This is a genomic window from Streptomyces mesophilus (genome assembly GCF_011044995.1).
GTDB lineage: Bacteria > Actinomycetota > Actinomycetes > Streptomycetales > Streptomycetaceae > Streptomyces > Streptomyces mesophilus.
Window position 1 is genome coordinate 22,382 of sequence record NZ_JAAKZW010000065.1, and the last position, 12,161, is coordinate 34,542.

At 69.5% G+C, this 12,161-nt stretch carries 15 protein-coding genes; all 15 read left to right on the forward strand.

Features of this window, described 5'->3' with window-relative positions; translation table 11 throughout:
• The first annotated feature begins 208 nt into the window (after nucleotides 1-208).
• The 15 genes from proS (at nucleotide 209) to G6045_RS17625 (ending at nucleotide 12,131) form a co-directional block, all read left to right on the forward strand.
• Nucleotides 209-1,624, forward strand: a complete 1,416-nt coding sequence (proS, locus tag G6045_RS17555; protein ID WP_165332915.1) for a proline--tRNA ligase — start codon at nucleotides 209-211, stop codon at nucleotides 1,622-1,624.
• A gap of 271 nt (nucleotides 1,625-1,895) precedes the next feature.
• Complete coding sequence (locus G6045_RS17560) at nucleotides 1,896-2,489, forward strand: hypothetical protein (RefSeq protein WP_165332916.1); 594 nt, start codon at nucleotides 1,896-1,898, stop codon at nucleotides 2,487-2,489.
• Nucleotides 2,490-2,686: 197 nt separating this feature from the next.
• The gene (gene rpsP / locus G6045_RS17565; protein ID WP_165332917.1) at nucleotides 2,687-3,127 is read left to right on the forward strand and encodes a 30S ribosomal protein S16; all 441 of its coding nucleotides are present in this window, start codon (nucleotides 2,687-2,689) and stop codon (nucleotides 3,125-3,127) included.
• A gap of 2 nt (nucleotides 3,128-3,129) precedes the next feature.
• On the forward strand, nucleotides 3,130-3,369 hold the full coding sequence (locus G6045_RS17570; RefSeq protein WP_165332918.1) for an RNA-binding protein: 240 nt from the start codon (nucleotides 3,130-3,132) through the stop codon (nucleotides 3,367-3,369).
• Between the two features lie 125 nt (nucleotides 3,370-3,494).
• Nucleotides 3,495-4,082, forward strand: coding sequence for a ribosome maturation factor RimM (rimM, locus tag G6045_RS17575; protein WP_165332919.1), 588 nt, complete (start codon nucleotides 3,495-3,497; stop codon nucleotides 4,080-4,082).
• Complete coding sequence (trmD, locus tag G6045_RS17580; RefSeq protein WP_165332920.1) at nucleotides 4,082-4,903, forward strand: tRNA (guanosine(37)-N1)-methyltransferase TrmD; 822 nt, start codon at nucleotides 4,082-4,084, stop codon at nucleotides 4,901-4,903. Before rimM ends, trmD begins: the two co-directional genes overlap by 1 nt.
• A gap of 130 nt (nucleotides 4,904-5,033) precedes the next feature.
• Nucleotides 5,034-5,384, forward strand: coding sequence for a 50S ribosomal protein L19 (gene rplS, locus G6045_RS17585; RefSeq protein ID WP_165332921.1), 351 nt, complete (start codon nucleotides 5,034-5,036; stop codon nucleotides 5,382-5,384).
• A 99-nt stretch (nucleotides 5,385-5,483) separates the two neighbouring features.
• The gene (lepB, locus tag G6045_RS17590; RefSeq protein ID WP_165332922.1) at nucleotides 5,484-6,239 is read left to right on the forward strand and encodes a signal peptidase I; all 756 of its coding nucleotides are present in this window, start codon (nucleotides 5,484-5,486) and stop codon (nucleotides 6,237-6,239) included.
• Nucleotides 6,232-7,260 (forward strand): signal peptidase I, encoded by a 1,029-nt coding sequence (lepB, locus tag G6045_RS17595; protein WP_165332923.1) that lies wholly within the window; start codon nucleotides 6,232-6,234, stop codon nucleotides 7,258-7,260. The genes lepB (G6045_RS17590) and lepB (G6045_RS17595) overlap by 8 nt, the downstream gene beginning before the upstream one ends.
• Complete coding sequence (gene lepB / locus G6045_RS17600) at nucleotides 7,208-8,146, forward strand: signal peptidase I (protein WP_165332924.1); 939 nt, start codon at nucleotides 7,208-7,210, stop codon at nucleotides 8,144-8,146. The genes lepB (G6045_RS17595) and lepB (G6045_RS17600) overlap by 53 nt, the downstream gene beginning before the upstream one ends.
• A gap of 194 nt (nucleotides 8,147-8,340) precedes the next feature.
• Entirely contained in the window at nucleotides 8,341-9,096 is a 756-nt protein-coding gene (gene lepB, locus G6045_RS17605) for a signal peptidase I (protein WP_165332925.1), read from the forward strand.
• On the forward strand, nucleotides 9,086-9,628 hold the full coding sequence (locus G6045_RS17610) for an NUDIX hydrolase (RefSeq protein WP_165332926.1): 543 nt from the start codon (nucleotides 9,086-9,088) through the stop codon (nucleotides 9,626-9,628). The genes lepB (G6045_RS17605) and G6045_RS17610 overlap by 11 nt, the downstream gene beginning before the upstream one ends.
• A gap of 55 nt (nucleotides 9,629-9,683) precedes the next feature.
• A complete protein-coding gene (locus G6045_RS17615; RefSeq protein ID WP_003965949.1) occupies nucleotides 9,684-9,992 on the forward strand; it encodes a DUF2469 domain-containing protein in 309 nt (102 codons plus the stop codon).
• Between the two features lie 139 nt (nucleotides 9,993-10,131).
• On the forward strand, nucleotides 10,132-10,512 hold the full coding sequence (locus G6045_RS17620) for a YraN family protein (RefSeq protein WP_165332927.1): 381 nt from the start codon (nucleotides 10,132-10,134) through the stop codon (nucleotides 10,510-10,512).
• Nucleotides 10,512-12,131, forward strand: coding sequence for a YifB family Mg chelatase-like AAA ATPase (locus G6045_RS17625; protein ID WP_165332928.1), 1,620 nt, complete (start codon nucleotides 10,512-10,514; stop codon nucleotides 12,129-12,131). Before G6045_RS17620 ends, G6045_RS17625 begins: the two co-directional genes overlap by 1 nt.
• The last annotated feature ends 30 nt before the right edge of the window (nucleotides 12,132-12,161 follow it).

The following is a 12,161-nucleotide window of genomic DNA, read 5'->3' on the forward strand; positions in this document are numbered from 1 at the left end:
CGACGGTGACTTGGTGTGCCGGTGTGTTGGTGTTGTTCCGGACTGCCCGCCCCCGTGCGGTGCGCCCGCACTCCCCCCGTATGCCAGACAACTCCCCATCCGCGCCCGCGTCCAGAGGGCAAAAGCAAAGCTTGGGTGCGCCCCGCCGAGCCCCGGGCGGGGGAAATGAACTCCCTTCCGGCGCGGCCTCCGCCGTACCATGCGCGCCATGGCAAAGGCACCCGTTCTCACGCCCCAGGCGGACGACTTCCCGCGCTGGTACCAGGACCTGATCAACAAGGCCGAGCTGGCCGACAACGGCCCGGTGCGCGGCACCATGGTCATCCGACCGTACGGCTACGGCCTGTGGGAGCGGATGCAGCAGGAGATGGACGCCCGCATCAAGGCGGCCGGCGCGCAGAACGCCTACTTCCCGCTCTTCATCCCGCAGTCGTATCTGACCAAGGAAGCCGAGCACGTCGAGGGCTTCGCGCCCGAGCTCGCGGTCGTCACGCACGGCGGCGGCAAGGAGCTCGAGGAGCCGGTGGTGGTCCGCCCCACCTCCGAGACGATCATCAACGCCTCCTTCGCGAAGTGGGTGCAGAGCTACCGGGACCTGCCCCTGCTCATCAACCAGTGGGCGAACGTGGTGCGCTGGGAGATGCGGCCGCGGGTCTTCCTGCGCACGACGGAGTTCCTGTGGCAGGAGGGGCACACCGCGCACGCGACGTACGAGGAGGCGCGTGACTATGCCGCGCACATCCACGAGAAGGTGTACGCCGACTTCATGGTGAACGTCCTCGGGATCGATGTCGTCCTCGGCCGCAAGACCCCGAAGGAGCGCTTCGCCGGAGCCGTCAACACCCTCACCCTGGAAGGGATGATGGGCGACGGCAAGGCGCTCCAGATGGGCACGAGCCACGAGCTCGGCACCAACTTCGCCAAGGCCTTCGGCACCCAGTACCTCTCCAAGGACGGCAAGCAGGAGCTCGTCTGGCAGACGTCCTGGGGTTCCTCGACGCGCATGGTCGGTGGCCTGATCATGTCGCACGGCGACGACAGCGGTCTGCGCGTCCCGCCCCGCCTTGCGCCGATTCAGGCCGTTGTCCTCGCGATCAAGGGCGATGACGCGGTTCTGGCCAAGGTCCATGAGCTCGGCGACCGCCTGAAGGCCGCGGGAATCCGCGTCCAGGTCGACGACCGTACGGACACCCCCTTCGGGCGGCGCGCGGTCGACTGGGAACTCAAGGGCGTTCCGGTACGGATCGAGGTCGGCCCGCGCGATCTGGAGAACGGAACGGCGATGCTGGCCCGCCGCATCCCCGGTGGAAAGGAGCCGGTCGCGCTCGACGCGCTGGCCGGGCTGCTGCCCGGGATTCTGGAGGAAGACCAGGCCCAGCTCCTGCGGGAGTCGCGGGAGCGCCGTGAATCCCGTACCTCGGACGTCTCGACGATTCCCGAGGCGGCCGAGGTCGCCGCGGCCGGCGGCTGGGCCCGTATCCCGTGGGCGACGCTCGGCGAGGCGGGCGAGGCGAAGCTCGCGGAGAACGCGGTGACCGTACGGTGTCTGGTCGCCGAGGACGGCTCGGTCCCGCAGTCCGACGACGCACCGGGCACGGTCGCGATCGTGGCGCGCGCCTACTGAAGGGCGTCCTTCCGCGAGGCGCGTCCGTCTAAAGAGGCGGAAAAGCCTCTTGCGCACCACGTGACAACTGCCGCCCCGGCGCGTGTACTTGCTCTACGCGCCGGGGCGTACACGCCGCTACGTACCCACTTAGTACGAGGTATGCGGCTAATCCGCAGATCAGCGCACCCGCCCTCGTCCCACCGTATGAGGGGCAACTGACTGGTACGGGCAAATTATTTGGGATGCCCCGGAATAGGAACACCGAGGCACCTTGGCTCGTTATCACGACGTGAGCACGACACCACCTGTTCTCGCCGCAGAGCTGGCGCAGGCGTGGGCCGAGATTCAACGGTTCCACCCCGAGCTGCCCGATCTTGCCGCGCCCGAATCCCTGATCGGGGAGTCCTCGTCCGCCTGTGGCGCCGAGCTCTCCTTCGAGCGTCTGCTGCACGAGGCCGTGCACGGCATCGCCGCGGCCCGTGGCATCCGTGACACCTCCCGCGCGGGGCGCTACCACAATCGCCGCTTCCTCTCGATCGCCGAGGAGATGGGGCTCGACCACGCGGCCGAGCCGCATGCGAGCAGCGGTTTCTCGCTGGTCACGCTGAATCCGGAGGCCAGAAAGCGCTACCGGCCGACGATCGAGCGGCTGCAGCGCGCCCTCAAGGCGCACACGGCGGCGACCTCGGCGGACACGGCCCGCTCCTTCCGCGGTCCGGCCGCACGGCACGGCTCGTCGGGCGGCGGTGTCCGCGTCAAGGCGGTCTGCGACTGCGGCCGCAATGTCCGCGTCGTGCCCTCGGTCCTGGCCCAGGCCCCGATCGTCTGCGGCGGCTGCGGCAAGCCGTTCCGTATCCCGGAGGCGGTGGTGGTGGCGGGCTGAGCCCCGCCCGCCGTGGTCAAGGGGCTCAGCCCGGGACGGGGCCCCGGCCACGTATGGCACAATGGCTAGCTGTACTCGACAGCCGCACAGGAACCCTCTCGCCTCCGGCTGACGCGTCCATCGGGCACCCGAGTACCGCAACCCCACGTGGCATCTCATGTGCCCAACCACGTCATAGACCAGGAGACACCACTCCCGTGGCAGTCAAGATCAAGCTGAAGCGTCTCGGCAAGATTCGCCAGCCCCACTACCGCATCGTCGTCGCCGACTCCCGTACCCGCCGTGACGGCCGGGCCATCGAGGAGATCGGTCTGTACCACCCGACGTACAACCCCTCGCGCATCGAGGTCGACTCGGAGCGTGCCCAGTACTGGCTGTCCGTCGGCGCCCAGCCGACCGAGCCGGTCATGGCCATCCTGAAGCTCACCGGTGACTGGCAGGCGCACAAGGGCCTGCCGGCCCCGGCTCCGCTGCTGCAGCCGGAGACGAAGGAAGACAAGCGCGCCTCCTTCGACGCGTTCGCGAAGAGCATCGAGGGTGACGACGCCAAGGGCGAGGCCATCACGCCGAAGGCGAAGAAGGCCGACAAGAAGGCGGACGAGGCCGAGGCCTCCTCCACCGAGTCGACCGAGGCCTGAGCATGCTCGAGGAGGCTCTCGAGCACCTCGTGAAGGGCATCGTCGACAACCCCGACGACGTGCAGGTGGCTTCCAAGAACCTGCGCCGTGGTCGCGTGCTCGAGGTCCGGGTCCACCCCGACGACCTCGGCAAGGTGATCGGCCGTAACGGCCGCACCGCGCGCGCCCTGCGGACCGTCGTGGGTGCCATCGGCGGCCGCGGTGTCCGCGTCGACCTCGTCGACGTCGACCAGGTTCGCTGAACCACAGCAGTACCGGCACGGGCCGGGGAGGGCTTCGGCCCGCCCCGGCCCGTCGTCGTACGTCAGGACGCGTGCGTACGTCGTGAAGGAAGATGTACGTACGTCGTGAAGCAACAGGAGACACAGTGCAGCTCGTAGTCGGACGGATCGGCCGCGCCCACGGCATCAAGGGCGAGGTCACCGTAGAGGTGCGCACGGACGAGCCGGAGCTCAGGCTCGGCCCCGGCGCCGTACTGGCCACCGACCCGGCCGCCACGGGACCGCTGACCATCGCGGCCGGCCGTGTGCACAGCGGGCGGCTCATGCTGCGCTTCGAAGGCGTGAGCGACCGCACCGGCGCCGAGGCGCTGCGCAACACCCTGCTCATCGCGGACGTCGACCCCGAGGAACTGCCCGAGGGCGAGGACGAGTACTACGACCACCAGCTCATGGACCTGGACGTGGTGCTCGCCGACGGCACCGAGGTCGGCCGGATCACCGAGATCTCGCACCTCGCCTCGCAGGACCTGTTCATCGTGGAGCGCGAGGACGGCACCGAGGTCATGATCCCGTTCGTCGAGGAGATCGTGACCGAGATCGACCTCGAGAAGCAGCGGGCCGTGATCGACCCGCCGCCCGGGCTGATCGACGACCAGGCCGAGATCGCCTCCTCCCGCGAGGCCGACGACTCCCGCGAGGCCGACGAGGACTCCCGTGAGGACGGCGACGCCTGATGCGGCTCGACGTCGTCACGATCTTCCCCGAGTACCTCGAACCCCTGAACGTCTCGCTCGTCGGCAAGGCCCGCGCCCGCGGACAGCTCGATGTGCACGTCCATGACCTGCGGCAATGGACATACGACCGGCACAACACGGTCGATGACACCCCCTACGGCGGCGGTCCCGGCATGGTCATGAAGACCGAGCCCTGGGGCGACTGCCTCGACGAGCTGCTCGCCGACGGCTACGAGGCGGGCGTCGGCGCCCCCGCGCTGGTCGTGCCCACGCCAAGCGGGCGGCCCTTCACCCAGGAGCTCGCCGTCGAGCTCTCCGAGCGGCCCTGGCTGGTCTTCACGCCGGCCCGCTACGAGGGCATCGACCGGCGCGTGATGGACGAGTACGCGACGCGTATGCCCGTATACGAGGTGTCGATCGGCGATTACGTCCTGGCCGGCGGAGAAGCCGCGGTCCTGGTGATCACCGAGGCCGTGGCCCGGCTCCTGCCGGGCGTGCTCGGCAACGCCGAATCCCACCGCGACGACTCCTTCGCGCCCGGCGCCATGGCGAATCTGCTCGAAGGCCCCGTGTACACCAAGCCGCCCGAGTGGCGTGGACACGGGATCCCGGACGTGCTGCTCAGCGGCCACCACGGCAAGATCGCCCGCTGGCGCAGGGACGAGGCGCTGCGGCGTACGACCGCCAACAGGCCTGATCTGATTGAGCGTTGCGACGCCGCCGTATTCGACAAGAAGGACCGGGAGATGCTCTCGATCCTCGGCTGGGAGCCGGAGCCCGGCGGCCGGTTTTGGCGTAAACGCGAGGCCGTGGAAGAATAGGTCGCTGCTGTACGTCCAGCGTGCGCCCCTGCCACAGGGGGACATGACGCCCGTCCGGCGAAGCAGCTCCGAAACTCATCTCTACCTTGTCCGTCGATGACCTGTGGCATCGGCGAAGAAAGCAGACACCATGTCGAACCTGCTCGACTCCGTGAACGCCGCTTCCCTGCGCAGCGACGTCCCGGACTTCCGCCCCGGCGACACCGTCAACGTCCACGTGCGCGTGATCGAGGGCAACCGCTCCCGTATCCAGCAGTTCAAGGGCATCGTCATCCGCCGCCAGGGCTCGGGCATCAGCGAGACCTTCACGGTCCGCAAGGTCTCCTTCTCCGTCGGCGTCGAGCGCACCTTCCCGGTGCACTCGCCGATCTTCGAGAAGATCGAGCTCGTCACCCGCGGTGACGTCCGTCGCGCCAAGCTCTACTACCTGCGTGAGCTGCGCGGCAAGGCTGCCAAGATCAAGGAGAAGCGCGACAACTGATCGCGCGCGGGCCTTTCGGGCTCGTACGGTACGGGTCCCCGGGCTCGTACGGATCCTCGGATCCAGCGTCCAGAGGCGGCCGGATAGGCTCTGGCCCCGATGGACACCGAAGCACGAAGCACGGAGCGCGACCGCTCTTCCGCACCCACAGGGGAACAGGAAGAGGGGTCGCGCTCCGCGCGTTTGCGGCCCGGCGAACTGCTGAGCACGGGGCTGCGCCGGTTCGTCGCCGGGCTGGTGGTGATCGTGGTGGTGCTGCTCCTGGTCAGCCACTTCGTGATGCAGCCGTTCCTGATCCCCAGCGGCTCCATGCAGCCCACGCTGCGCGACGGCGACCGCGTCCTGGTCAACAAACTCGCGTACCGTTTCGGGTCCGAACCGCGCCGCGGGGACGTCGTCGTGTTCGACGGCAGCGGCTACTTCGGGAACTCCGACTACATCAAACGCGTAGGGGGAGTGGGCGGTGACCACATCGTCTGCTGCGACGAGAAGGGGAGGATCGAGGTGAACGGCGAGCCGGTCGACGAGACCTATCTCCACCCGGGCGACGCCCCCTCGAGCGTTCCCTTCGACGTGGTGGTGCCCGAGGGCACCCTCTTCCTGCTCGGCGACCACCGCAGCGACTCCAGCGACTCCCGCGACCACCTCGGCTCGCCGGGCGGCGGCTTCCTGCCGGTCGAGCAGGTCATCGGGCGTGCGGAGTGGGTCGGCTGGCCGGTCGGGCGGTGGGCCGACATCGCCGGGGCCGATGCGCTGGCCAGGGTTCCCGAGGGTGCGGGGAATACGCTCGCCAGGGTTCCCGAAGGTCCGGGGAGCGCTTTGGGGGCCGGCGCAGCGAAGGCTCCCCATGGGTAGCCGCGGCCGCCCGCGCGCCCATCACCGGGCCGACACCCGGCTGCCCACCGGCACCCGGCCCACCAGCGGCCCGGTGCTGCCGGGGCGGGCCGAGCGGCGCAAGCTCGCGCGGAAGGTCAAGCGCCGGCGCAGGCGCTCCGCGGTCAAGGAGATACCCCTCCTCATAGGCGTGGCCGTCCTGATCGCGCTCGTACTCAAGACCTTCCTGGTGCAGGCCTTCGTCATCCCCTCCGGCTCCATGGAGCAGACGATCAAGGTCGGGGACCGGGTGCTCGTCGACAAGCTCACCCCGTGGTTCGGCTCGAAGCCCGAGCGCGGCGACGTCGTGGTGTTCAAGGACCCCGGCGGCTGGCTGACCAAGGAGCAGATCGAGCCCAAGGACGATCCCGTGGTCGTCAAGCAGGTCAAACAGGGTCTGACCTTCATCGGACTGCTGCCGTCCGACAACGAGCAGGACCTGATCAAACGGGTCGTCGGCGTCGGCGGGGACCGCGTCAGATGCTGCGGCAAGGACGGCCGCGTCACCGTCAACGGAGTGGCCGTCGACGAGCCGTATCTCAATCCCGGCGACAAGCCCTCGAACCAGACTTTCGACGTACGGGTCCCCGAAGGGCGGTTGTTCGTCCTCGGCGACCACCGGTCCGACTCGGCGGACTCGCGCTCCCATATCGACGAGGGCAAGGGCGGCACGATCTCCCAGGACGAGGTCGTGGGCCGGGCCGTGGTGATCGCCTGGCCGGTGGGCAACTGGCGGGGCCTCGAGGAGCGCAGCGCCTACGCTTCCGTGCCCGATGCGGACAGCACGCGTGGCGGGTCGACCGCGGCCACAGGGCTGTCGCATAGGGTGGCCCGGGACGATTTCAGCGCGGCGACTTTGCCGCCGACCCCTGCGGAACTCCCGCTCGTTATGGGAGTGGTAGGCCTTCGCCGTCTGTGGCGCGGGCAGCGGTACGGAACGAGGAGTGGATGTGGGGGATTTGGCCGTCGGCGCACGATCCGGACACGACGAACCCGAGGATGAACGCGAAGTGATCAGCGGCAGTGGTCCGGCCGGTGCAGAAGACGCCCACGACCCCGAGTCCTCCACGCATGATGCGGATCAGCTCGGCGAAGACGAAGCCGGCGAGTCCGCTGACTCCGGTGCCAAGAAGCAGCGCTCCTTCTGGAAGGAGCTGCCGCTGCTCATCGGTATCGCGCTGCTGCTCGCGCTGCTGATCAAGACCTTCCTGGTGCAGGCGTTCTCGATCCCCTCGGACTCGATGCAGAACACGCTGCAGCAGGGCGACCGCGTCCTGGTCGACAAGCTCACGCCGTGGTTCGGCTCCGAGCCCGAGCGCGGCGAGGTCGTCGTCTTCCACGACCCGGGCAACTGGCTCGCGGGCGAGCCCACCCCGACGCCCAATGCCATCCAGAAGGCCCTCAGCTTCATCGGTCTGATGCCGTCCGCCGAGGAGAAGGACCTGATCAAGCGGGTCGTCGGCGTCGGCGGCGACACCGTGGAGTGCAAGGGCACGGGCCCGCTCCTGGTCAACGGCCAGGCGCTCAACGAGCCGTTTGTCTTCCCGGGCAACACCGCGTGCTCCGACGACCCCGACGGCGGCCAGTTCAAGGTCAAGGTGCCCGAGGGCAAGCTCTGGGTGATGGGCGACCACCGGCAGAACTCGATGGACTCCCGCTACCACCAGGACGACCCGGGCGGCGGCTTCGTGCCGGTCGACAATGTCGTGGGCCGCGCCTTCGTGATCGCCTGGCCGCCCACCCGCTGGGCCACGCTGCCGGTGCCCGACACCTTCGACCAGCCGGGTCTGGCCGCCGCGATGTCCGCCGCGCCGGGTGCGCTGGGTCTTGCGGGTGCGGTGCCGTTCGTGCTGTGGCAGCGGCGGAAGGCCCTGCGCGCGCAGGCCTGATTCCGAGTGAACGCAGGCCCGCGCCCGTGGGGGCGCGGGCCTGATCCTGTGGAGGCTTCCGGGCGGTTCCGAGCGAGGGTTTCTGGCGACGGTACCGCCGGGTAGGGTGCCGTCCCAGATCACCGATCTTTCCGGCGTACGTGCAGGAGTGCGTGCGTCCGGGATCGGATTCTCCGAGGTGGGGACGGGCCGGGATGAGCAGAGCAGGCAGTACGGACCAGGGCGGGAGCCGACTGGGCAGCACCCTTTCGGGCATTGCCGTGGCACTCGGCTGTGTGCTGTTCCTCGGCGGATTCGCCTGGGGCGCGCTCGTCTACCAGCCGTACACCGTGCCCACCAACTCCATGGCGCCGACCATCCAGGGCGGGCAACGCGTGCTGGCCCAGCGGATCGACGGTGACGAGGTCAAGCGGGGCGACGTCGTGGTCTTCAAGGAGAAGGACTGGGGCGATATGCCCATGGTCAAGCGGGTCGTGGCGGTCGGCGGGGACAAGATCGCCTGCTGTGACGCCAAGGGCAGGATGACCGTCAACGGCAAGCCGATTGAAGAACCGTATCTGCCGACCAGCGCGCGGGACGCGGGCACCAATTTCCCGCCGACGACCGTGCCGAAGGGCCGTATCTTCCTGCTCGGCGACGACCGCAGCATTTCCCTCGACTCCAGCGCCCACCTCGAGGACGCGGGCAACGGGGCGGTGCCGCTGTCCGGGGTGGACGCCCGGGTCGAGGCGATCGCCTGGCCGATGGAGGGCCTGCTGCCCGAGCCCGGCGGCTTCAAGGACCTGCCCGGCGGGATCTCCGAGCCCGGTCCGCTGCGGCTGCTGCTCACCGCGGTGATCGGTGGCGCGGTGCTCGTCATGGGCGGTGCGGCGTACGCGCCGATCGCCAAGCGGACCGGCCGGCGCGGGAAGCGGCCGGCGGCCCGGAGGGAGCCGGCGGGTGTCCGGTGACCGTGCTTCTGGGCCGGAAGACGGCTCGGCGGGGCTGAGGCGGGTCGCACGCGTCGTACTCCTGGATCCGCAGGACCGGATTCTGCTGCTGCACGGGCATGAGCCGGATCATCCCGAGGACGACTGGTGGTTCACGCCGGGCGGCGGGCTCGAGGGCGAGGAGACCCACGAGGAGGCTGCGCTGCGGGAGCTGGCGGAGGAGACCGGGATCACGGACGTCGAGCTCGGTCCTGTGCTGTGGAAGCGGGTCTGCTCCTTCCCGTTCGCCGGACAGCGCTGGGACCAGGACGAGTGGTACTTCCTGGCCCGTACGACACACGAAGCCGCCGCCGACGTCGTGGCCGCGACCGCTATGCCCGGTCTGACCGAGCTGGAGCGGCGAAGCGTTGCGGGATTGCGGTGGTGGACGTGCGGGGAACTCCTCGCCGCGCATGAGACGGTGTACCCGACCAAGCTCGCCGGGCTGCTGAGCGCACTGCTCGACGAGGGTCCCCCCGGCGCTCCCGTGGTCCTCGATACGGAAATCGTCTAGAGGCAGGCGGGGCTGGCGCACAATAGGGGGACGCACGGCTGAAGGGGAACATGCCATGAGCGCCGAGGACCTCGAGAAGTACGAGACCGAGATGGAGCTGAAGCTCTACCGGGAGTACCGCGATGTCGTCGGTCTGTTCAAATATGTGATCGAGACCGAGCGGCGCTTCTACCTCACCAACGACTACGAGATGCAGGTTCACTCGGTTCAGGGTGAGGTTTTCTTCGAGGTGTCCATGGCGGATGCCTGGGTGTGGGACATGTACCGGCCGGCTCGCTTCGTGAAGCAGGTGCGGGTGCTCACATTCAAGGACGTGAACATCGAGGAGCTCAACAAGAGCGATCTGGAGCTGCCGGGCGGCTGAGGTCCCTCGGGGGACTCCGTGGTCCCTCGCGCGGGTGAGTGAGTTTTCCACAACCCGCCGGTTATCCACCAAGATCAACAACTCTCGCGGGACTGCGTCACCTTCGACTTCGGAGATTCGACTTCGGAGGTGACGCCCCATGAGCGCACGCAGCGCACTGGGCAAGTACGGAGAGAACCTGGCGGCACGTCGGCTGACCGACGCCGGGCTGAACATTCTGGCGCGCAACTGGCGGGCGGGCCGCGGCGGCGAGATCGACATCGTCGCGATGGACCGTGACGCGCTGGTCATCTGCGAGGTCAAGACCCGAAGAGCCGGGCCACCGGGTGCGCACGGGCCCTTTCAGCACCCCATGGACGCGATCACGCCCGCGAAAGCCCAGCGGCTTCGCACCCTCGCCGAGAACTGGGTGCGCCGCCATGGCGGACCTCCGCCGGGCGGGGTGCGGATCGATCTGGTGGGCGTGATGCTGCCGCCGCGCGGTGCTCCGGTGGTCGAGCATGTGCGGGGGGTGGCCTGATGGCCTTCGCCCGTACGTGTGCGGTGACCCTGGTCGGCGTCGAGGGCGTCGTCGTCGAGGTGCAGGCCGATCTGGAGCCCGGGGTGGCGGCGTTCACGCTGGTGGGGCTGCCCGACAAGAGCCTCACCGAGAGCCGCGATCGGGTGCGCTCGGCGGTGGTCAACTCCGGGGCCGACTGGCCGCAGAAGAAGCTCACGGTGGGGCTCAGCCCTGCCGCGGTGCCCAAGTCGGGCAGCGGGTTCGATCTCGCGGTGGCGTGTGCGGTGCTCGGGGCGGCCGAGCGGATCGATCCCCGCGAGCTCACCGATGTGGTGATGATCGGGGAGCTGGGGCTCGACGGCCGGGTCAGACCGGTGCCGGGTGTGCTGCCCGCCGTGCTCGCGGCCGCCGATGCGGGCTTCAAGAAGGTGGTCGTGCCCGAGGTGACGGCGGCGGAGGCCAAGCTGGTGCCGGGGATCTCGGTGCTCGGCGTACGGACGCTGCGGCAGGTCGTCGCCGTACTCAACGATGAGCCCGTGCCCCATGAGGAGCAGGACGACGAAGGGCGTCCGGATGCCTCGCTCGCCGGGCTGCATGTGCCGGGGGCGGGGATCGGCACCGGGCTCTCGGGGGTCGGCGAGCATGAGCGGCCGCTGGATCTGGCCGATGTGGTCGGTCAGTTGTCGGCGCGTACGGCGATCGAGGTGGCGGCGGCGGGCGGGCACCATCTTTTCCTGTCCGGGCCTCCCGGCGCGGGCAAGACCATGCTGGCCGAACGGCTGCCCGCGATCATGCCGCCGCTGACCCGGGCGGATGCCCTGGAGGTGACGGCGGTTCACTCGGTGGCCGGGATGCTGCCGCCGGGGCGGCCGCTGGTCGACATGCCGCCGTACTGCGCGCCGCACCACTCGGCGACCATGCAGTCCTTGATCGGAGGCGGGAACGGGCTGCCCAGGCCGGGAGCCGTATCCCTGGCGCATCGCGGTGTCCTCTTCATGGACGAGGCACCCGAGTTCAGCCCGAAAGCGCTGGATTCGCTGCGCCAGCCGCTCGAGTCCGGGCATGTGATCGTGGCCCGTGCGGCGGGGGTGGTGCGGCTGCCGGCGCGGTTCCAGATGGTCCTTGCCGCGAACCCTTGTCCATGCGGGCAGTTCACCGTCATGGGGGATCTGTGCGAGTGCCTGCCCGCGATGGTGCGGCGCTATCAGGCGCGGCTGTCCGGGCCGTTGCTCGACCGGGTCGACATCAAGGTCGAGGTGGACCGCGTCACCCGCAGGGAGCTCACCGGACAGTTCGCGGGCGGGGAGTCCACGTCGACGGTCGCGGACCGGGTGCGGGCGGCGCGTGAGCGCACGCTGGCCAGGCTCGACGGGACGCCCTGGCGGACCAACGCCGAGGTGCCCGGGCACGAGTTGCGTACGCGGTGGCGAGCCGCGCCGGGAGCGATGGAGGGCGCCGAGCGGGATCTCGAACATGGACTCCTGACGGCCCGCGGACTCGACCGGGTACTGCGGGTGGCCTGGACGATCGCCGACCTGTCGGGGCGCGCGCGCCCCGACGCGGCGGATGTCGACCTCGCGCTGCAGTTGCGGACCGGGATCTCGCGTGGGGTGCCGATGGTGATCGGGGCGGGCGCATGACGGCGGAGGGGGTGCCGTCCGCCTTTGGGG

Excerpts from the sequence above, each read along its gene's own strand:
- G6045_RS17570 (WP_165332918.1), top strand. The coding sequence starts at position 3,130 with ATGCTCGAGGAGGCTCTCGAGCACCTCGTGAAGGGCATCGTCGACAAC.
- proS (WP_165332915.1), top strand. The coding sequence starts at position 209 with ATGGCAAAGGCACCCGTTCTCACGCCCCAGGCGGACGACTTCCCGCGC.
- trmD (WP_165332920.1), top strand. The coding sequence starts at position 4,082 with ATGCGGCTCGACGTCGTCACGATCTTCCCCGAGTACCTCGAACCCCTG.
- lepB (WP_165332925.1), top strand. The coding sequence starts at position 8,341 with ATGAGCAGAGCAGGCAGTACGGACCAGGGCGGGAGCCGACTGGGCAGC.
- lepB (WP_165332923.1), top strand. The coding sequence starts at position 6,232 with ATGGGTAGCCGCGGCCGCCCGCGCGCCCATCACCGGGCCGACACCCGG.
- rplS (WP_165332921.1), top strand. The coding sequence starts at position 5,034 with ATGTCGAACCTGCTCGACTCCGTGAACGCCGCTTCCCTGCGCAGCGAC.
- G6045_RS17620 (WP_165332927.1), top strand. The coding sequence starts at position 10,132 with ATGAGCGCACGCAGCGCACTGGGCAAGTACGGAGAGAACCTGGCGGCA.
- G6045_RS17625 (WP_165332928.1), top strand. The coding sequence starts at position 10,512 with ATGGCCTTCGCCCGTACGTGTGCGGTGACCCTGGTCGGCGTCGAGGGC.
- G6045_RS17615 (WP_003965949.1), top strand. The coding sequence starts at position 9,684 with ATGAGCGCCGAGGACCTCGAGAAGTACGAGACCGAGATGGAGCTGAAG.
- lepB (WP_165332922.1), top strand. The coding sequence starts at position 5,484 with ATGGACACCGAAGCACGAAGCACGGAGCGCGACCGCTCTTCCGCACCC.